At 42.4% G+C, this 21,268-nt stretch carries 18 protein-coding genes and 1 tRNA gene; 9 read left to right on the forward strand and 10 right to left on the reverse strand.

What is annotated here, in order from left to right:
- Window positions 1–38: 38 nt before the first annotated feature.
- Genes SNE26_RS03385 through SNE26_RS03400 form a run of 4 tightly spaced genes read right to left on the reverse strand, consistent with a single transcriptional unit; the run spans window position 39 to window position 2,302 of the window.
- Window positions 39–311, reverse strand: coding sequence for a SinR family protein (locus SNE26_RS03385; protein WP_321557967.1), 273 nt, complete (start codon window positions 309–311; stop codon window positions 39–41).
- A 32-nt stretch (window positions 312–343) separates the two neighbouring features.
- Window positions 344–1,321 (reverse strand): caspase family protein, encoded by a 978-nt coding sequence (locus SNE26_RS03390; RefSeq protein WP_321557968.1) that lies wholly within the window; start codon window positions 1,319–1,321, stop codon window positions 344–346.
- 10 nt (window positions 1,322–1,331) lie between these two features.
- A complete protein-coding gene (locus tag SNE26_RS03395; RefSeq protein WP_321557969.1) occupies window positions 1,332–1,703 on the reverse strand; it encodes a TIR domain-containing protein in 372 nt (123 codons plus the stop codon).
- Window positions 1,704–1,720: 17 nt separating this feature from the next.
- Complete coding sequence (locus tag SNE26_RS03400; protein WP_321557970.1) at window positions 1,721–2,302, reverse strand: toll/interleukin-1 receptor domain-containing protein; 582 nt, start codon at window positions 2,300–2,302, stop codon at window positions 1,721–1,723.
- Between the two features lie 320 nt (window positions 2,303–2,622).
- Between SNE26_RS03400 and SNE26_RS03405 the strand changes: the two genes are divergently transcribed.
- The 7 genes from SNE26_RS03405 to SNE26_RS03435 all read left to right on the forward strand — a co-directional run bounded on the left by SNE26_RS03405 (window position 2,623) and on the right by SNE26_RS03435 (window position 10,325).
- On the forward strand, window positions 2,623–3,030 hold the full coding sequence (locus SNE26_RS03405; protein WP_321557971.1) for a hypothetical protein: 408 nt from the start codon (window positions 2,623–2,625) through the stop codon (window positions 3,028–3,030).
- A gap of 687 nt (window positions 3,031–3,717) precedes the next feature.
- A complete protein-coding gene (locus SNE26_RS03410) occupies window positions 3,718–4,521 on the forward strand; it encodes an ATP-binding protein (RefSeq protein WP_321557972.1) in 804 nt (267 codons plus the stop codon).
- 6 nt (window positions 4,522–4,527) lie between these two features.
- Window positions 4,528–5,232: a response regulator transcription factor gene (locus SNE26_RS03415; protein WP_321557973.1), complete on the forward strand. Its 705-nt coding sequence runs from the start codon at window positions 4,528–4,530 to the stop codon at window positions 5,230–5,232.
- Between the two features lie 538 nt (window positions 5,233–5,770).
- Window positions 5,771–7,993: a phosphoribosylformylglycinamidine synthase subunit PurL gene (gene purL, locus SNE26_RS03420; RefSeq protein WP_321557974.1), complete on the forward strand. Its 2,223-nt coding sequence runs from the start codon at window positions 5,771–5,773 to the stop codon at window positions 7,991–7,993.
- Window positions 7,993–8,388 (forward strand): VOC family protein, encoded by a 396-nt coding sequence (locus tag SNE26_RS03425; protein WP_321557975.1) that lies wholly within the window; start codon window positions 7,993–7,995, stop codon window positions 8,386–8,388. The genes purL and SNE26_RS03425 overlap by 1 nt, the downstream gene beginning before the upstream one ends.
- A gap of 682 nt (window positions 8,389–9,070) precedes the next feature.
- On the forward strand, window positions 9,071–9,775 hold the full coding sequence (locus tag SNE26_RS03430) for a methyltransferase (RefSeq protein ID WP_321557976.1): 705 nt from the start codon (window positions 9,071–9,073) through the stop codon (window positions 9,773–9,775).
- 58 nt (window positions 9,776–9,833) lie between these two features.
- Entirely contained in the window at window positions 9,834–10,325 is a 492-nt protein-coding gene (locus tag SNE26_RS03435; RefSeq protein ID WP_321557977.1) for a metallophosphoesterase family protein, read from the forward strand.
- A 32-nt stretch (window positions 10,326–10,357) separates the two neighbouring features.
- Here SNE26_RS03435 and rnhA read toward each other — a convergent pair whose 3' ends face one another.
- Together rnhA and SNE26_RS03445 are read right to left on the reverse strand one after the other, a co-directional pair.
- Window positions 10,358–10,828, reverse strand: coding sequence for a ribonuclease HI (rnhA, locus tag SNE26_RS03440; protein WP_321557978.1), 471 nt, complete (start codon window positions 10,826–10,828; stop codon window positions 10,358–10,360).
- An 85-nt stretch (window positions 10,829–10,913) separates the two neighbouring features.
- Window positions 10,914–13,016 (reverse strand): cation-translocating P-type ATPase, encoded by a 2,103-nt coding sequence (locus tag SNE26_RS03445; protein ID WP_321557979.1) that lies wholly within the window; start codon window positions 13,014–13,016, stop codon window positions 10,914–10,916.
- A gap of 118 nt (window positions 13,017–13,134) precedes the next feature.
- Between SNE26_RS03445 and SNE26_RS03450 the strand changes: the two genes are divergently transcribed.
- Window positions 13,135–13,208: transfer RNA gene (locus SNE26_RS03450), tRNA-His, on the forward strand.
- Window positions 13,209–13,282: 74 nt separating this feature from the next.
- Here SNE26_RS03450 and SNE26_RS03455 read toward each other — a convergent pair.
- Together SNE26_RS03455 and SNE26_RS03460 are read right to left on the reverse strand one after the other, a co-directional pair.
- A complete protein-coding gene (locus SNE26_RS03455) occupies window positions 13,283–14,026 on the reverse strand; it encodes a LytTR family DNA-binding domain-containing protein (protein WP_321557980.1) in 744 nt (247 codons plus the stop codon).
- Window positions 14,023–14,850 carry a sensor histidine kinase gene (locus tag SNE26_RS03460; RefSeq protein ID WP_321557981.1) on the reverse strand — a complete coding sequence of 276 codons (828 nt, stop codon included), beginning with the start codon at window positions 14,848–14,850 and terminating at the stop codon, window positions 14,023–14,025. Before SNE26_RS03460 ends, SNE26_RS03455 begins: the two co-directional genes overlap by 4 nt.
- Window positions 14,851–15,412: 562 nt before the next feature.
- On the opposite strand from SNE26_RS03460, the gene SNE26_RS03465 reads away from it, so the two are divergent.
- Entirely contained in the window at window positions 15,413–17,968 is a 2,556-nt protein-coding gene (locus tag SNE26_RS03465; protein WP_321557982.1) for a TonB-dependent receptor domain-containing protein, read from the forward strand.
- A 282-nt stretch (window positions 17,969–18,250) separates the two neighbouring features.
- Here SNE26_RS03465 and SNE26_RS03470 read toward each other — a convergent pair whose 3' ends face one another.
- Entirely contained in the window at window positions 18,251–19,297 is a 1,047-nt protein-coding gene (locus SNE26_RS03470; RefSeq protein WP_321557983.1) for a PmoA family protein, read from the reverse strand.
- An 82-nt stretch (window positions 19,298–19,379) separates the two neighbouring features.
- Window positions 19,380–20,735, reverse strand: coding sequence for a Gfo/Idh/MocA family oxidoreductase (locus tag SNE26_RS03475; RefSeq protein ID WP_321557984.1), 1,356 nt, complete (start codon window positions 20,733–20,735; stop codon window positions 19,380–19,382).
- Between the last annotated feature and the right edge of the window lie 533 nt (window positions 20,736–21,268).

Consider the following 21,268-nt stretch of genomic DNA (forward strand, 5'->3'; position numbering starts at 1 on the left):
GAACAATTAACTACATTTGAAACAATGATGTTTATCATTTAGGCGATATTTTTTAGAAGCCAGTCATTGCAGTTTTTATCAAAACCGAACCATGCTGCTTCGCCTGATAATTTTGCTACTAAAACTTTATCGTTCTTATCCATTAATTTCACTATCTGATCTCTGATCGTTTTCGCGGAAAGCGCCGATCTAACCAGCCAGGTAGAATCCAAGCAATGCCACCAAGTCCCAATTTTCTTTATTTCTTCGATAAGGTGGGTATAATCCTGACCTGGCTTATCCAGATCATATCCTATTATGTAAGTGTTCATTTTTTTAATTTAAAATAAAGTGAATAATATATCTATAACCTACCCCGTTCGATAAGCTGCCGATAGTGCTCTCCTAGTGCAGTAAGTTGGCATGTTTTGCTTTCCATGGCCGCGTGCCACATGTGCGGCGCATCAATGGGTACCAAAAGGTTTAATCTGTTAAACTTTTGTAGCCTTGCAAATATTTTAGTATTTTCTTCGACCGGTGCAGAAGTACCCCTCTTTCTACCTCTTTTTTCTGGCTCAAAAGTTGGATCTAACTGAAATTTAAATCCTGGTCTCGGAAAATAATCTGCTAGGGAACGCAAATCATCACGAGATATGGGGGGCGTTACCTCACGTAATGAAACAAATTGTTGAATATTCGTTTTGAAAATTGGCCTCTGTCCCCATCCTCCCAAAGACTTGTCTATATGTGCATAAATACTGCCCGGAGTAATATGTCCAACTAAATCAGCCGCACTACCACTAAGAGCGTCTACCATTAGAGTTGTAAAAACACCACTGCCATCTTTCTCTGCCGCTGTTTGATCGGCTCTGGAAGCTGTGAGAATTGTCATGCCATCAGCCAAAACAGATAGCTTATCATTGCCTGGGTCTGCGCCAGCGAGTCCGGAGTGACAGCTATCCAATATTATGATTTTGTTTATCGCAGGTGAATCATTTGCAAATTTCATTATTTCTCCTAAGCGAACGCCTTCATCTCCTCGACGAGCGTCAGAAGCTAGAATATAACCTCCTGCCGATTCTATATGTCCATGGCCTGCAAAGTAAAATAGAGCCGTATCTACACCAGGCGTGCCGAATAGCTGCGATATTGAATCCTTAAGTTTGGCGCGGGAAATGCTATCGGATTTTCCGGATGCGGTTAAAAGATTGCAATCAAAATTTATGGATCCGCCGTCATTTCGTTTTAACATGCTTTCAACGCTGTATGCATCGTTTACACAACCAGTCAGTCCGCTACCATGTTCGTAGTAATTAATACCGACTATTAATGCTAATTTCATCCCCATGATATTAAAGATTATCAATAAAATTGCCGATTGTTTCCCAGCTCCATACCTTAGCGGATAAGCCAGGAATAGTTGTTCTATCATTCGCATAAGCCCAAATTGCCAGGATTTGTTTCCTCTCTTCTTTCGCGCATTGTATTTCCCATGCTTGTCCAGATGAATCTTTTGAGTTCTTACTGACCAATACAATAACTCCATGTGACTTTTTGATCCTTGTCCGGACTTTCTCTTTCCAGTCGGTTACATAAGCTTCTTTAACCGAAAGATCGATGTACTCAAAAGGGCAATGACCAAGCGTTGATTGTCCTTTAAGAAAATCGCGTTGACGCTCGTCTTCGATTGCGAACGCGATAAAAATGATTTTTTTGTCTGCCATTTGTTTAAATTTACTAATTAGAAAAATCTTGTTGAAGCGTACTTTGGTTTACTACCACTAAGCCAGGTCTTGAAATCGACATAGCTATTAGCATTTTCGACTGCCCACAATTTGTCGTTGAAAAGGTTAAAGTCATTTGGTTTTTCGATATATGGATATAGCAAGAGGTACTCTGTCCTTGTAAAAGACGCCTTATTGGTATTGTCTTTTGAAACCGGGATTAAACCACATTGCCGAGTGTGCCCATCTACATAACCTAACTCCCAGGGCACCCATTTCGAAAGATTGGCGTTTGCGGAAAGTGCAAGCAATAATGTCTTTGAAGAATAAAGGCGCTGACGGACAAGTTCAGCCGTTTCTTTGGTAACATTGTTACGGTCAAGATGTGGGTCAACTATCCAGTCAACGTACACTTTCAAGCCAAGTCGCGTGAGCTCAATATACAGGCCTTCGACTTCATCTTTGTCAAGATAACTGTGACAAAGGAAAACATCGAAGCTTCCATGTTGTCTGTCTTTTTGCGCTGAAAGTTCTATCCTTTCACTAAAGGTTTTATTCTGCGCGGTACGCTTTAAATAATCACTTGTATATAATGCCATAAATGGGTTTGTTTGAGTCTCAAAATTAGATCGTAACCTTCTGAGAAAAAACCTGAATCAGACAGGAGAAATCCTAAAACGTATGTTTAGTGGTTCAGTAGCATCGTTTTCGCTGATTTTTGGGAATTTGAAACTTGGCATCGAAAGATTTCATGTGGGTTGTAAAAGGGAATTATCCTATAAACTGCAAGGGCTTTTCCTGATAAAACCCAGTTTTCGTTACAAATAAGGTGATTAACGACCTCCGTCCAAACCAAGGTATTGATTACCCCTGTGTCGCTGCACTATACTTGCAACTCATTTTTATTCAATTAAATGTTATGTTAAAGCAAGACAATGCACAACCGCTGCCCTTCTTTTTTGTGGGCCAAACAATTACTCAGGAACGGATCAACAGGTTTCAGGAGTCAAAACATCCTTTATTAAGTGAGGTTATTAGTAAACCGGATACAAAATCGGTTTGGTATACCCGCGACCACATTACGCAGTTATTGGCGGAAATGGAAAAGGCCAATGCCGACGGCTTGAGGATTCATTTTGGTATGTATGGAGAAAATGAAAATTATGAGGGGCAGTTATGCCTCTTAATGGTAATGACTCAAGCTGATGAAAAAGGACGTCAGGCAGATATCACAATCGAAGATGCGCCGGATTTTCAGTCTCGCTCGTTGGATTCAGACCAAACCCGAGATTTCAATGTCGGATCGCCGTGCCCTCCCATCTGTTAAAAAGAGCAGAAAACTTCACCGATAATGCGTACATTGAGTGATGCCAAACTTTGTCTATTATTTATATCTGATACCGCTGATTGCCAGTACAGTGGTTAGTTTACGTTCTTTTAAAAATCAATGGGCAAAACCTTATCGGTATTTTTCGCTGTTTCTGATGGCAACCCTGTTAAATGAGTTGTTCGCAATCAGCTGGAAGTTTTTTTTACATCACAACAGGTACTGGGATTTTCCAAACGCGAATCTTTGGATATATAATATTTATTTACCACCCCAGTACCTGTTTTATTTTCTGTTCTTTTCCCTTACGGCCGACGAACCGATATTATGGAAAATTAAAAAGCCGGTGATGATCGGTTATCTGATATTCAGTATCCTGAATGTCACGTTTATTCAATCGATTAAGGAGCTCAATACATATACAATTATCGTTGGGAACGCGTTGGTCATTTGCTGTAGTATTATGTATTTTATACATGAATTAAACCGAAGGGTTCCTTTGCCTGTACAACGGCAACCATTGTTCTGGATCTCATTAGGCGCTTTTATCTTTAATACCGTAAGCTTGCCTTATTTTATCTCGATCAACTATTTGAGCCACACTAATCTCTCGCTAGCTATAGCATTGTTCAATATTCTGCTAATACTCAATATAGTTATGTATATCTGTTACCTAATTGCCTTCTTATGCAAAATGCCGTCACTCAGGAAACAGTCCTGATAATTGTTATTTCAACTATACTGCTTCTGTTTTTTGTATTGCTGCTAACCTTCTTTTTCTTTAGGCAGCAAAAAAAAAGATTTCTTCATGCACAAGAGGTTTCATCCTTGAAAGAATCATTTAATCAGCTGATCTTGCAATCGAAGCTGGAAATACAAGAACGAACCCTTGATCATATGGCCAAAGAATTACACGCTAATTTCAGTCATCTGATTTCATTGATTAACATCAACCTAGCGGCAATTTTACCCCAATGTTCGGGAGAAGTTCATGAACAGGTTAGTGAAACAAAATTGCTAACCAAGCAACTAATGGGAGAGGTGAAAGCGCTAAGCGTATCACTAAACACGAATTTCATCATGAAGTCAGGTTTCTACAGGGCACTGGAAAACGAACTTCAAAGATTGACAAATACAAAGCGTTATGAAGTGCAATATCAACAAACTGGTGTGCCAGCTACACTTCCGGCCGGAAAGGAAATTGTCCTTTTTCGTTTATGTCAGGAAATTCTCAATAATATTATTAAACACGCTAAGGCTAGTTCTATCTTTGTAAATCTCGACTACGAACAGGAAAATCTTTACTTGAAAATTGCCGATGATGGAATAGGTTTTGACTTGGATATGGCTAAGTCGCTTAGTGTTGAACGGGAGAGTACGGGCTTACTAAATATTGCGGAGCGTGCAAGGATTATAGAAGGATCATTAAAAATCACTACCAGCCCCGGCAATGGTACGATAGTAGACCTTATAATACCATTAACAAACTAATTGAATATGGCATATCGAACCCCTCTGGTGAAAATCGCAATAATTGACGATCATAATCTTTTTCGAAAAGGTCTTATTACGTTGATCGGCCTAGCTGATAAAGAGAACTATCTTGTCGTATTAGAAGCTGAAAGTGGTAAGGATATGATCAGGAAATTAGATAAAAAAGCGCTTCCGGATATCCTTATCCTAGATATGGATATGCCGGATATGGATGGTTATGAGGCTATGTCATGGCTGCGCACCAATCACCCGGAAATAGCAGTCCTTGTTATATCTATGATTACAACTGAAGAAGCCATCGTTCGTATGATTACACTTGGCGTGAGGGGTTATTTATCAAAGGATATCGAGGTAGATGATATTCACCAGGCCTTGCATGCCATTAAAAACAAAGGATATTATTACACAGATTTTCTGACAGGAAAACTCATTGGTTCATACCAGCAGCAGGCATCCGTAGTCAGGAAAAATGATGAAATGGACGGAAATTCGATTTGGAAAAGCCTCGCAGAACACGAACGTAAATTTATTAAGCTTGCTTGCTCTGATTTGACTTATGAACAAATAGCTGATAAAATGTTCCTTAGTCCTAAGACGGTGGATGGGTATCGTGCTTCAATTTTCACTCGGTTTAATATTAAAAATAGGCCCGGCTTAATTTTGTTCGCATTAAAGAGTGGGCTTGTAAAGTTGGAAGATATGGATTAACTACAAAATAGTTTTGCTAACTGACCACTTTAGCGACTATAATGAGGTGTAGGTGAAAAGTTAAATGCCCTTTTAATAACTTTAACCCACAACAATGGTGTCGCTATTTTGCTAGTACTTCTTAAGTTTGAAGCACTGATTTTGAAAAAACTCAAAAAAGTTCAAAAAAAGAACGAAATAAATCGCGGATAAAAAATCTAAACTTTAACATAGTTTTATACTCTTAAAAGTTTTAATCGCTGATTGTTAGTTACTTAGTTATGTTTCAAGTGAATAGTTAATTATTTGATTATCAAAGTGTTTCAATAAAAAGGTGTTCCGCGTTTTCACACTCAAAATTTGGAACACTCTCATTTTTTAAAAAAGGACGCCGGAGATTTTTTTATTTTTTTTCGGGAAGCAAGAAATTGGGACAGCCGCTTTGTTACAGTGTATCCAATACTCATGTGGGCGTTTCCCAAACCTTTCGCCTTTAACCTTTTCCCTTTCCGCCTTTTTTCATACTTTTGCGCATCCTTTCAAATAAAACAATATTACATTGGAGCACCAGGAATTAACCACCGTTGAAACCGCTAAAGATCTGGGCCTTTTACCCGAAGAATTTGCACGTATAAATGAAATATTAGGGCGTGTGCCCAACTTTACCGAGCTTTCTATTTTCTCGGTTATGTGGAGCGAACACTGCTCATACAAAAATTCAATCACCTGGCTTAAAACTTTACCTAAGGATAGTCCGCGGATGCTGGCTAAGGCAGGTGAAGAAAATGCCGGTCTTGTTGACCTTGGCGATGGCATTGGCTGCGCCTTCAAAATCGAATCACACAATCACCCTTCGGCGCTTGAGCCTTATCAAGGTGCTGCAACAGGCGTGGGCGGTATCAACCGCGATATATTCACTATGGGTGCAAGGCCTATCGCTCAGCTTAACTCATTACGTTTTGGCGATTTAACCCTCGACAAAACCAAATGGTTGGTTAAAGGTGTAGTTAAAGGCATCAGCCACTATGGTAACGCTTTCGGGATCCCAACCGTGGGCGGCGAATTGTTTTTTGACGATTGTTATAATGTTAACCCATTGGTTAACGCTATGTCGGCCGGTATTGTTAAGGCAGGCGAAACCGTTTCGGCTACATCTTATGGTGTGGGCAACCCGGTTTATATCGTTGGTTCGGCTACCGGTAAAGACGGGATCCACGGTGCGGCTTTCGCATCTAAAGATATTACCGAAGATTCGGTAAATGACCTTCCTGCCGTTCAGGTAGGCGACCCTTTTCAGGAAAAACTATTGCTTGAAGCTACCCTGGAGGTTATTAAAACAGGCGCCGTTGTTGGTATGCAGGATATGGGCGCTGCCGGTATCATCTGCTCAAACTCAGAAATGAGCGCCAAAGGCGAGCATGGCATGCGGATAGACCTGGATAAAGTGCCAACCCGCCAGGACAATATGAAACCATACGAGATCCTGCTTTCTGAATCACAGGAACGCATGCTGATCGTGGTTCACAAAGGCCGCGAAAAAGAGGTTGAAGACATTTTTGACAAATGGGATTTGAACTGCGCCATTATTGGTGAAGTTACCGATACCCAGCGTTTAGAGTACTTCATGCATGGCGAGAAAGTTGCCGATGTACCTGCCGACGACCTTGTATTAGGTGGTGGTGCCCCTGTTTACCAGCGCGAATACCGCGAGCCTGCTTACTTTGCCGAAAATCAGAAATTTAATATCGACGATGTTGCCGAGCCTGCAAACCTTGTTGAGGTTGCTGAGCACCTGGTAGGTCACCCCAATATTGCTTCAAAACGTTGGGTAACCGACCAATATGATAGCATGGTAGGCGTACAAACCATGACCGCTAACCGCTCATGCGATGCTGCCGTTGTTGCTGTAAAAGATACCGACAAGGCTATCGTATTAACTACTGATTGTAACTCGCGCTACGTCTACGCCGACCCATACAAAGGTACTGCCATTGCCGTTGCCGAAGCTGCACGTAACATTACCTGCGCCGGCGGCGAACCGGTGGCTATTACCAACTGCTTAAACTTTGGTAACCCTTACATTCCTGAAGTTTACTGGCAGTTTGTGAGTGCTATTAAAGGTATGGGCGATGCCTGTCGCAAGTTTGAAACCCCTGTTACCGGTGGTAACGTGAGTTTCTATAACCAGTCGGCCGATGGTGGTTCGGTATTCCCTACGCCAACTATTGGTATGCTGGGTGTGATGGATGATGTTGAAAATATCATGACTGCCGATTTTAAACAACCAGGCGACCTGATTTACCTGATCGGCGAATCGGTTAATGATATCGCTTCATCACAATATTTGGCTTCATGGCATAAAATAACTAAAGCCCCTGCACCGCATTTCGATATTGATAAAGAGTACGATATGCAGCAAACGGTTAAGGAACTGATCAAACACAGAGTTGTTGAATCGGCCCATGACGTTGCGGACGGTGGTTTATATATTGCCCTGTTGGAGTCGTCGATGCCTAACGGACTTGGTTTTGATATAGCTACTGATGATAGCATCCGTAAAGATGCCTTCCTGTTTGGCGAAGCACAAGGCAGGGTAGTGGTAAGTGTTGCACCCGAAGAGGAGGAGCGTTTTGTTGAGGTAATGGCTACCAGCGAAGTTGAATTTACCCTGCTTGGTACTGTAACCAACGGTGGCTTAACTGTCGATGAAGATGCCTTCGGTCATGTTACCGACCTGAAAATGGTTCATGCTAATATCCTTCACGGTATTTTAGGCGAATAATGTTAAAACTTAACCGGGTACATCATATAGCTATCATCTGTTCGGATTATGCAAAATCCAAACGGTTTTATACTGAGGTACTCGGCTTAAAAATAGTCCGCGAAGTTTACCGCGAACAACGACAATCATACAAACTCGATCTGGAAGTGGGCGACCTCTACCAGATCGAGCTTTTTTCTTTTCCTGATCCCCCTGCAAGGCCATCGCGCCCGGAAGCTGCGGGGCTGCGCCATTTAGCTTTTGAGGTTGATGACCTGGATGAGGCGGTAGCACATATTTCCTCTTTTGGTGTGGATGTCGAAGCTATCCGTGTAGATGAGTGTACCGATAAAAGGTTTACTTTTTTTGCTGATCCGGATGGCTTGCCGCTGGAGTTGTATGAAAGGCCCCTCTAAATCTCCCCTAAAGAGGAGACTTTTTTTGCAATAAAAATAAGATAAGAGTCATGCCGAATTTATTTCGGCACCCCACGGGGTAGGTCTGTTTTGTTTTAAATAACTTTTGTTGTTATTAACAATCATTCGCCCGCTCATTCGCCGCGGGAAGGGCTGTTACTTTTGTCGCCAAAAAAGTATCCAAAAAGTCAAGTCGGCAGGGAGACTTCTTTGCCGCACAAGGAAGCCCCCTCTAAATCTCCTCCGGAAGGGGAGACTTTTTCGATCTGCATTTTTTTTTAAGCCCTCCCTTCCGGGGAGGGTTTGGGTGGAGCTAATTGTTCTGCCCGCTTTCGCCCGAAGCTTTCCTGCTGATGGGGAGGGGAGGGTAAGGAGATTCAGGAAATCAAGAATCAGGAGACAAGAAAGACAGATGCATGAAATCGGAGGATAAGAAGTGTTAAGTTTATAGTTGTATAAATACAATTACTAATCCCAAAATAAAAGCGGGCAAAGGCCTGACAGAAAAGCGGGCCAGGGAGTATGGCCTGTGGGGGGAAGCTTTTTTCTGTCTTGATTTTTGTTTCTTTTTATCAAGAAAAAGAAAAAGCCTTTCCCGCGGCGAATGAGCGGGCCGATGTTTGTTATATAGTAGAAATATATTTAGCACCCTATTCAGCATAATAAAAGATAAATTCGCACCATGTTCCGTTTCAAACAATTCAGCGTTGACCAAACCGGTTGTGCCATGAAAATCAATACTGATGGGGTATTGCTCGGCGCCATGGCCGGCGAAGGTACGTCTTCAAATATCCTGGATATTGGCACCGGAACAGGTGTAATTGCCTTAATGCTTGCACAACGGTTTATAAACGCGAAAATAGACGCGGTTGAAATCGATGAACAAGCCGCTGCTACCGCGAAAAGCAATTTCACCAATTCACCATTTGAAAATAGGTTAACACTTTTCTCTACAGGGTTTGAACAGTTTTTTGAAAGCCATCCTGAAAAAAAATATGACCTCGTAATATCCAATCCGCCATTTTATATTAATTCTCTGCAATCGCCGGGGGCGAAGATCAATTTGGCAAAACACGCTGCTGAGGGTTTTTTTGAACGATTGATATCAACGCTTGCAGCGCGGCTTACAGAACAAGGGACCGGTTGGTTGATATTGCCGGTGGATACAGCAGAGTTAGTTAAAGACCTGGTTAAGCAGTATGGACTTCATCTAAAAAAGATAACCACTATACATTCTTTTAAGGATGATGCAGCACATAGGGAAATGCTTGCTTTTGGAAGGAGCAATGAACCACTAATTGCCGATAAGTTTGTTATTTACGATAAACCAAAAGTATACACGGAAATGTACCGTGGGATACTGCAGGATTTTTTGACGATATTTTAACCCCGTCTTGAATCTTTACTCTTGATTCTTATCTCTTCTTACTGCTATCTTTACTCCCATGACCCGCATAGGCCTTATTTCCGACACCCACAGCTATCTTGACGATGCCGTTTTTAAACATTTTGAAAATTGCGACGAGATCTGGCATGCCGGCGATTTCGGCACTATTGGGTTAGCCGACAAACTCGCCGCTTTTAAACCCTTAAAAGGCGTATACGGCAATATTGATGATAAAGACGTAAGGATAGTTTATCCCGAACACCTGCGCTTTAAATGCGAGGATGTTGACGTGTGGATGACCCATATCGGCGGATATCCCGGAAGGTACAGCCAAAATATAAAAGCCGAGATTTATAGCAATCCGCCGAAGCTGTTTATCACAGGGCATTCGCACATATTAAAAGTGATGCTTGATAAAAAGATCAATTGCCTGCACATGAACCCCGGCGCGGCTGGCAAGCAGGGATGGCATAAAGTACGTACGCTGTTAAGGTTCAGTATTGATGGGGATAAGATTCAGGATCTTCAGGTGATTGAGCTTGCGGGTTAAAGTATGTGGTTGATTAAGTGGTTAAAATGCCATCACATCATCCCGGCCTTCGCATTCTCTGCCTCAAAAACCGAGTCAATAAGCAGGGGAGGGCGCTTGCCCGCTGCCACTGCCAACTGATCGCAACGCTCATTTTCGGGGTGCCCGTTATGGCCGCGTACCCAGGTGAATTTAATTTTATGAAGCTTGCTGACCTCTAAATAACGCATCCACAAGTCTTTGTTTTTTTTGCCCGCAAAGCCTTTTGCTACCCAGCCGTTAACCCAGCGTTTTTCGATAGCATCAATAACGTATTTGGAATCGGAGAAGATCATTACATCCTGATTGGGCGCTTTAAGAGCTTCCAGGCCTTTAATAACGGCCATTAGTTCCATGCGGTTGTTAGTAGTTTTGCGAAACCCTTCAGATAACTCTTTGTAATGCTGTCCCGAACGCAATATCACCCCATAACCACCCGGCCCCGGATTACCGCTTGAAGCCCCGTCTGTAAAAATCTCAATCATGAAGCAAATATAGTAAAGCCCCCTAACCCCCTAAAGGGGGAACTAATAAATAGTTTTGACGAATTAATAAACCAAAACTCTCCCTTTAGGGGGTTGGGGGGCCAACTTTCTTAATCTTCAATCTCAACGAATTACCGATCACTACCACATCCGAAAATGCCATGGTAAGCGCGCCAACCATTGGGTTAAGGAAGCCCATAGCAGCTACCGGGATGGCAATAATGTTGTAAGCAAAGGCCCAGAAAAGGTTTTGTTTTATGGTAAGCAGCGTATGCCTGCTGATCTGTAAAAACTTGGTCACTGAGTGCAGATCGGTATTAAGCAGCACCACACTGGCCGACTGGATAGCAACCTGGCTGGCATCATTCATAGACACGCCAACATCGGCATGGGTTAGGGCAGGGGCATCGTTAATGCCATCGCCTATCATAATGGTTTTGCCTTTTTGTTTATAGATGTCAATTGCCTTCAGTTTATCTTCAGGAAGCCGTTCTGCGTGTACTTCAGTAATGCCTAATTGATTGGCTACACTAAGGCAGCGGTCTTTTTTATCACCGCTTAACAGTACCGGGATAATGCCCATTTTTTTAAGCTGGCTTATAAGTGTGGCTGCTTCGGGTTTTACCTGGTCATCAACGGCTATCTGTGCCATCAGTACCTGGTTTTTATAAAGTACAATGTTGAAATTGGCCTCGTGGTTTGTTTTGGCTGTACCCAAAAAGTAATTATTGCCTTGGATATCTTCGGCCCGCATGCCCAGGCCTTTTTCCTCTTTAACCGATTTTAAAATGAGCTTTTGCTGAGGTAATCCTTTTAAACCGTTTACAAGCGATTTGGCTATAGGATGATTAGATCGCTCCTCAATAGCAGTGATCATGCCCCTGACGTGCTCTATATCGGTACCGTCCTCAATCCTAATCTCATTAACGGTAAACTTGCCGGTTGTAAGGGTACCTGTTTTATCAAACACTACATATTTGGTATTGGTAACAGCTTCTATCGTATCTCCTCCTTTTACCAGGATACCGTTCCTGGCTGCCCTGCCCAACCCAACCATAACAGCAGTAGGGGTGGCTAATCCCATAGCGCAGGGACAGGAGATAACCAGTACCGCAATGGCATTCATGATAGCATGTTGCAAACCCGAACCGCCAACAAAATAGGTAAGTACAAAAGTAATAAGTGCTATCAGTATTACCGCCGGTACAAATACAGCTGCAACCTTATCGCCCAGTTTTTGTACGGGCGGCTTAGCTGCCTGAGCTTTCTTCATTAAATCGATGATTTGAGCAAGGATGGTATTTGAGCCAACACGGGTTGCCAGCATATGAACGTTGCCGTTAATTAGTATAGTGCCACCAATAACTTTATCATATTTCTGCTTTTCAACCGGGATACTTTCGCCGGTAAGCATAGCCTCGTCAACGGATGCCTGGCCAGAAAGGATCTCGCCGTCAACCGGCACTTTATCACCCTGGTTAACCAGCAGCGTATCGCCGGGGCGTACATCTTTGGCATTAATTATTTCGATACTGCCATTTACCAGGCGATTAGCATTCACCTCCTGAAATTTGATCAGGTCTTTTACCGCGGAGGTGGTTTGGCTTACCGAACGTTTTTCAAACACATTGCCAAGCAATACCAGGGTAATTATAGTGGCGCAGGTTTCGTAAAATTGGTACTGCGGACCAAGGTTTTGGATGGTGCCAATAAGGCTATATATAAATGCCGAGGTTGAACCCACAAAAATAAGCACATCCATATTGGGGACACCGCTTTTAAGCGAGCTGATGGCACTTTTGCCAAAATGTAAACAACCAACAATAAAAACCGGCAGGCATAGCAGCAACTGAATTACGGGCTGATGCAGGAAATGCCAGGGCAGTACCATGTGCAGTAAAAGCGGAGCGGTAAAGATGGCGCAGAAGATAAATTTGTTTTCTACCCGTTCATAAAACGGCACCGAGTGGGTATTGATGTCATCAATAACTTTAAACCCCAAGTTTTCTATGCCTTTGATCACTTCGGGGAGCCTGGCTTCGTCATTGGTTGAAAATTTTACCTCTTCGCTCGCGAAGTCAACCAGGATATTATGTAAACCCTTTTTTTCGAGGAATTTATGGACAGACATGGCGCAATTATTACAATGCATGCCAGTTACATTCAGTTCAATTAATTGCTCAGCCATAATTACAAAACTACCTATTAATTATAATCGTTCTAAACTGAATAGGTAAGTTTAATGTAATTTTAAAAAAGAGTTTGCAAATAACCGATAGTTTTCTATTTTTGCACTCTCGAAAACGGTAGATGTAGCTCAGTTGGTTAGAGCATCGGTTTGTGGTACCGAGGGTCGTGGGTTCGAGCCCCATCATTTACCCCTTAAGGAGGTAGTCAATTTGATTATCTCCTTTTTTATTTATCCTAAAACATACAGGGCCTGAAAAAAAATGATCAAGACCAATCTTTCAGGAATGCAGCAAAAACTTCTTTATATTGTTCGGTTACAGGTATTGTAGTATTTTCAATCTGGACAGAATTTTTGGTAACGGATTTGACTGCCTCTTTGGATATGATAAACGAGCGGTGGATTCGCAGGAAAATGCTGGCCGGGAGTTTCTCCTCCAGGTTTTTCAGGCTTGTAAGGGTCAACAACGGTTTATCCTGGTTTGCCAGGAAAATCTTTACATAATCTTTGAGCCCTTCGATATATAGGATGTCGGCTATATTAACTTTTACCAGCTGATAATCAACCTTAAGATAAATATAATTCTTTTCAACGGGCATCCCCGGAGTTATATTATTTTGAGCGCTTTCCAAAATCTCAAAATAATCATAAGCTTTGGTAGCCGCTTTTGAAAAATCAACAAAGCTAAATGGTTTCAATAAATAATCTAACGCATTTACCTTAAAGCCCTCTAATGCATATTGGTCATAAGCTGTTGTAAATATAACGCGCGGGCCTTTTTTCTTGCCGGTTTGTTCAATGATCCGGGCCAGTTCCACACCGCTTAGGTCGGCCATCCGGATGTCTAAAAATATCAATTGAAGGCCAGGTTGTTTATGAATAGCTTTTAGCGCTTCGATAGCGTTGCTAAATGTACCCTGTAAATTTAGAAATGGGGTTTGCTCAATGTAGGAGGCAATCAGTTTTAAAGCTATCGGTTCGTCGTCTACAGCTATGCAGTCAATTTTCATTTGAAACGGAAAGTTAAATTTACAATGAATTCCCTGATATTTGAGTCGCGGTTTACGGATAAGGTGTAGCGCCCGGGATATAACAGGTCGAGTCTTCTTTTAGTATTTACTATACCGATTCCATTACTATCTTCCATGTGAGCGGTTTGTTCTTCAAAAAGGGAATTCCTGATCTCCAGCTTCAACGTTTCGGCAGATTGGCTGATCTCTATATAAATGTAACTGGGGTGTACCCCGCTGATGCCATGTTTAAAAGCATTTTCAACAAATGGAAGGAAGAGCATGGGAGCTATTTCGTGATTTTTTAAGTTGACCTGTTTTTCAAAGATGATCTGTACATCATCGCTCAGCCTCAGCTTCATCAGCTTGATATAGTCCTCAATAAATTTGATCTCCTTTTCCAGGTCAGTCAAATCGTTCTTTGTTTCATAAATAACATACCGCATCATATGCGAAAGCGTGTAAACTGCATCTTTGGATGCCGCAGGGTTGCTATCAGCGAGCGCATAAATGGTATGCAGGATGTTAAAAAAGAAGTGCGGATTGATCTGCGCTTTTAAAAAAGAAAGTTCGGAGCTGATTTTTTCCTGTTCGGTAGTACGAAAGGCTTCCTGGTCGGCCTTGATCTTCCTGGAGACTGCGATGATTGTACTCACACCGAGTAAAACAAGTGCAGTTATAATAGTCCAATAGTTATAGGAATGGTTATCGTCAGATGATTTTTTACCCGGGTTTTTGTAAACTTTGGTAAATACGGCCTTCCAGCCGGTTACTTCATCTAACCAATTGTTTAAGTATACAACGGAGACGAGAATAGCTATCATCAAAAGAACAAATAATATAGCCTTGTTTTTGTAAATTAATTGGGGCGTAAAGTAAAACAGATTGGCATAGAATAATGTTGCCCATACCAAGTGTATCAATACCTGTTTGATCCAAAATTCACCCGGGAGTTTTAAGGGCCAGGATAATGGGAATAACATTAACGCTAATAAACAGGCCACTATATAAAAGTGAACTGAGAAAAAGATCTTCTTTAAGCCTGAAAAAGCCATATCGGGAATTTTACTATAAAAATAGCAGAAAAAAGTGCGTTTTGTTTCTCAGGCAAAACGCACCATACTGTATCAAATACAGTAATCAACTAAATCCCATCTCACCGGGATGCCGCAAATGACAAAATGTTTTTTTCTTTTTTTTGAGGAATAGACGATTTACGGGAATTAATAGATAGAATGGCAGCTTTGATCTATAGCTTTTATTGAAAATTCCTCAATCACAAAGCCATAGACTCTAACGTTCGTTTGGTCTATTATTAAAGCCGATCCGTCTATTCTGCAGATTTTGATCAAGGTATTTACTTTGCTTTGTTTCAAAATCTCGAATATGGGAACTGAAAATTACAAGTCGAACTTAAAAAATACAACAAGCCTGCGGGCATTGAAAATGATAGCCTGGTTTTTATTAGCAGCGGGAACCGTACAAGCCCAACAACCAGCGGGCCCGCCGTCAGGCTTCTCTACGGGTAATGGAACTATCTCAGGAATGGTAGTCGACTCCCTGACTAAAAAACCACTGGACTATTCGACTGTAAACGTATTTAAAGCAGGGATAGCTGCCCCGATGAACGGCAGCCTGACAGATCAGAAAGGGAGCTTCAAAATTACCGGTGTAGCGCCGGGAACTTATCGCGTCCAAATTGCTTTTATAGGTTACTCTACCAAAACAATTGAGGGCGTTGTTTTAACGGGAGCCAAAACCGACAGGAACCTCGGGCAGGTTACCGTTTCGCCAAGCGCCAAGATGCTGGCTGATGTTCAGGTTACCGGGCAAAGAGCCCTGGTGGAGAACCACATTGACAAATTAGTTTTTAATGCAGAAAAAGATGTGACCAGTGCCGGCGGCAATGCTTCTGATATCCTGCGCAAAGTGCCCATGGTTTCGGTTGACATGGACGGCAATGTTTCCCTGCGCGGAAATCAGAACGTTCGGATACTGATCAATGGCAAGCCTTCAGGAGCTTTGGTAACCAATGCCGGCGACGTTTTGAAATCCATGCCTTCCGATCAGATCAAGAACATTGAAGTGATAACGGCGCCGTCGGCTAAATATGATGCGGAAGGTTCGGCCGGGATCATCAATATTATCACCAAGAAGAAGGAGGTTGCCGGTGTGAGCGGCTCCATCAATATGGGCATAGGTACCCGCCAAAACAATGAGAGCGGAAATATCAACTTTAACAAAAATAAGTTAAGCATTACAGCCAACCTTGGTTATAACGTTGGATGGCCGCAAACCACCTATCAATCCTTCAGCAGTCGAAATTCCGACCTGGGTACATCATCCTCATCAAACGGTCAAAGTACATCAAATCGTCATTTTACCAATGGTTCGGCATCTTTGGGATACGATTTTGATGATCAAAATACGTTTAACTCCACTTTTAGCCTCAGGGGAGGGGCATTTAAAAATAAAGGCAATTCAGTAAATAGTAATAATTCAGCATCAGAAGGAAATATCGATTATACAGCCTTAACGAGTAACGAATTTAAAGTCTCCAACTTTGACTGGAATAACGATTTTACCCACAAGTTTAAAAAGGAAGGTGAAGAATTAAGCTTTGCTTTTCAATGGACACATGGTACATCTGATGTAAATTACCTGTCAGAATATTCTGCTTTTACCCAAAACCAGCGTGCGGTTAACAACGGCACCAATAACGAGTATACTTACCAGCTGGATTACGTACTGCCGATCAGCAAGGTATTTAAGCTGGAAACAGGTGCGAAAAGTATTTTAAGGAGGATCTCCAGCGAATACGATTTTTTCAATCCCGATGCGTCAGGCGCATACGTATTTAATGCGGCCACATCCAACACCTATAGTTACGATCAGGACGTGTACTCGGGCTACGGCTTGCTTACGGCAAATTTGAAAGATGGTTTTACTGTACAGGCAGGTGCCCGGTTAGAGAATACAAAAATTAATGGAAATTCGGGCAATGTTAATGCAGGCTTGTCGCCTTTTGATAATACGTATACCAACTTTATTCCAAGCTTTGTGATTTCCAAGGCTTTAACGCCTACCCAAACACTGAAGCTAAGCTATAGTAAGCGTATCCAGCGGCCGAGCCTGCAATATTTAAACCCGTTTCTGAACACCAGCAACCCTCTTAACCAAACCCAGGGTAACCCGGAATTGTCACCAGAAATTACGCAGACCGTAGAAATGACCTATTCTACCTTCATTAAAAGCAGTGTGATCAATGCCTCCGTTTATTACAGGAAGACCGATGATATTATTGAAAGCTATGTGCGTACTGTGCCTTATACAACGGTGGATAATAACGGTAACCCGGTTACCAGGGATGTTTCCCTTACCAATTACCTTAACGTTGGTAACAATAATTCTATTGGCGTAACCTTCTTTGGTTCAACAGAACTGTTCAAGGTGCTCACCATACGGGGCAACGTTAATGCGTTTACCTATAAACCGCAGGTGATTAGTAGTCTGCAGCAGGCAAGCCAGTCTACCTATGTTCAGTATAATGCCTTCATTAGCGGAACTGTGAAAATAAACAAGGCACTATCTGCCGAAACTTTTTTGATCCAGAACTCGGCAAGGAGAACCTTCCAGGGAACAAACCCATCTTTCAATTTGTGGGTGATCGGTTTGAAGCAGGATGTATGGAAAAAACGCGGAACCATTGGATTGAATATTACACAACCGTTTAAGGATTACAAAGACTTTACCTCCAATATCAACAGCGGCCCGCTTAGCCAAAGCAGCAGGTTCTCGGTGCCGTTCAGGTCTTTTGGCGTTAGTTTTGCCTATAATTTCGGCAAAATGAATTTTGGTCCGCAGATGCCTAAGAAGAAACGCGGCGTTAACAATGACGATTTAAAGCAGGGCGATAGCAATGGACAAGGCACACAAAATTGATAGACATATTAGGGGCTTTATCTTCTTAATGTATTTGAGGATGTTCTGTATCCATTGACCATGCATTCTAAAAAATAAACGGGTCGTCCTATAACACTTTAATTTGCTCAAATGCTTCTATAGCCAATAATTGGAGAGGTCATTAACGGGCACCATGCTTAATCTGATTCGAAATCTGCCTTTTTTAAGGCCACGGCCGGAAATTTGGTTAAGCAGCATACCAGTCGGGATATTTTAAATAATAATCCTTATAAATATCCCGGCTGGTTTGTTAGTATGATGCTATTTAAATGACTTAAAAGCCACCGCCGCTTGGTTTAATTGCGCTGCGCTGTTGGTTTGAGGGCCATTGTGTATGATGATCCGATACCTGAATGTTACTGATTCGCCTTTCTTTAAAGTAAGGTTCTTTTCAGATTTGCCATTGGTAAATACCTTTTCGCCCAGCGGATTGGCTGCAAACAGTCCGTAACCCCGGGCATGCCAAAAAGTAGGGTAATTAGGGTTTTGAGGATGATCGATAATGGTAACGCTTACCGAATCGGCTCCTATTTTACCGTATACCTTACACCATACGCCGCGGGTGCTCCAGGCATCATTTCCTGTTTTGCCTTCGCTGGTGAGGTAAGTGCCATTGGCTACCTTGTCGGTGCCTCCTTTTACTATGGTTACATTGCCTTTATCGTCGGTAAATTTCTGGTCGGCAGGGTCCGGAATCTGAAGCTCATGGGCCAGGCGTATGCCAAGCATCCCATCTTTGGCATCCTTAAAAAAAGCATCTGTGTCTGCAGTAAGCGTAGTTACACGGTCAATGATCCGTTCCTGGGCGTTTCCGCTAAATTCAAAACGCGTTTGTTCTTCCAGTATCACTTGCTTTTGCTGATTTGTCCAGTTAGCATGATAAGCCAATATGCCTTTCGTCCCATCTTTTGTTTCCAAAATTTTGTCGGTGCGGATCCAGCCATAACCATTCTTTTTAGCGGCCGGTATGGCATAGGAGTTATTCCAGAAATCGAGCCCGTTCAAATTTTCAAAGTTAAACCATAACCCTATGTGATGCGGGTGATCGGTAGGATCGCCGGGCCGTGGGGCCAGCGGAAAGCCGCGGGTTACCAATGTGCCGTTTGCCGACCGCAAAGGGTAGAGCACAGGTTTTTCTAAAGTATCCGGATACAGGAAACTGGTAAAGGGTTTTCCACCTACCAGGATATCTATTTTATTATTTGTTGCTTTTACCAGCTTTACGGGCTCGGCTTTTTGAGCTTGTACTACAGGAAACAATAGCATATTTGCGGCAACGGCAAGTCCCAGTTTTTTTATGATCTTCATTGCTTGATGTAAGGTTAAAAAAGGCCGTGCGCTAATGACAGGGCACAGCCAAAGTCAATAATGTTTGTGACTGTTCCGGCAATTAATATTTAAAAACTTTTCCATTAGCCATTACCTCCTGGGTAGCTTCATCAAAAGTGGCCTTGTAGCCGGTATGGACAGCTGCATTGGTCATGATGTTGGCTATCGAATGGCTGTAACCGGCCTCAACCGGGGCGTTTGGCTGCTTACGGCTGCGCACACATTCCATCCAGTTGCGTACGTGGTTTGAAGTAAGTACATCACCTCCGGTATTGGCCGACGCTACCACCTTTTCTGTGTTGGCCAGGCTAATCTCAGGCAGCAGGTTTGCCTTCATGTGCATGGCATCGGCCATTTTTTGAGTAAGACCTCCTTTTGGCGATACTGTATTGGTGATGAGGTTAAGCTCGCCGCCGTTTGAATAGTAAATTTCTGCCGGGTGCTCATCGCCATTGTGCATGCGTGAGCCAAACGTAACCTGGAAGCCGGTTGAAGGATCATTAAGCGGACCATAATCAAATGCAGCCAGTATGGTGTCCCAGTTGCGGCGCCCATCTTTCCACATATAGATACCGCCGTTGGCAACTACGCTGCGCGGATGTTTTAAGCCGGTAAACCAGTGTACGGTATCAATCTGATGGCTCATCCACTGTCCGGGCAATCCTGACGAGTATGGCCAGAACAGGCGGTACTCCAGGTATTTACGCGGGTCGAAATCTTCATAAGGCCGGTTCATGATAAAGCGTTTCCAGTCGGTATCCTGTTCCTTCAACTGTCCTAATAACTCTGGCCGGCGCCAGCGGCCTGGTTGGTTCACATTCCAGGTAAGCTCAACCATGGTGATAGGGCCAAACTTGCCCGAACTGATAAATTCATTGGCTGCATGATAATTAGCGCCGCTTCTGCGCTGCGACCCAATTTGCACAATTTTACCCGATTCCTTTACGGCTTTTAAGGCAGCCCGGTTATCTTCCATGGTTTCGGCAAATGGTTTTTCTACATAAGCATCACAGCCGGCCTTTACCGCTTCAATAGCATGGCGTGCATGCTGAAAATCAGCAGTGCTGATGAATACGGCGTCCACGCTTTTACTATCGTATAATTCTTCATTATTGCGGTAAGCCTTTACATCATGCTGCATTTTTTCTTTCCAGAGGGCAGAGCCTTCCTCACGCCGTTTGTTCCAGATATCAGATACGGCTACCACATCAAAGTTGAGTTCTTTATAATGGTTCATGAAACTGGGCACATGCGAGCTTTTGTGCCTGTCTGAAAAGCCTACCACCCCAACCCTGACCCGGTCATTGGCGCCAATGATACGTTTATAACTTTGTGCGCTCCAGCTTTTGGGGGCAAGCATAATTCCGGCCCCGGCTAACGAGGCCTGCCTGATAAAGGTACGGCGTGATTTTTCCATGTAGTAAATAGTTTGATTTGCAGGTTGTTTTTCTTCAAAATGCGAGTACCGTCAGGGGGCAGGTACCTGCATTTTTTGCTGATTAAAAGGTAAACTGGTTAAAGCCGACGCTTATGCGCGACTAAATCAAATATCGAAGAATAGAATTGAAAAGCAATAGCGTTTTTAACTGTTAATGTAACAATAATACTGTTTTTTGTTGATCAGATTTTGTTAAATAATGACCTGGTTGAAAAATGTAACAGGTTAATATTTAATTAAGCTAAATTGGCTAAGCATTAAGCATAATTACCATATATTTTATTTTCTTTAAAAACTTATTATTGTGTTTTTGGGCCCTTCGTGTTCAATTAACTTACCTATTAATGAAATTGAAAGCATTTTTAGCAAGTGATGCGTTGATTTACATTTATATAGCATATTAATTAGTTTGCAATCCGGGGAAAGTTGGTCTGTAAATGCTATTAGTTTAATACAATTATTTTATTTTAGTTTGTATTAGCCGATACCGATCTTGGATCGCAATAAACCTA

Source organism: Mucilaginibacter sp. cycad4, from assembly GCF_034263275.1.
In the GTDB taxonomy this organism is placed as follows: domain Bacteria; phylum Bacteroidota; class Bacteroidia; order Sphingobacteriales; family Sphingobacteriaceae; genus Mucilaginibacter.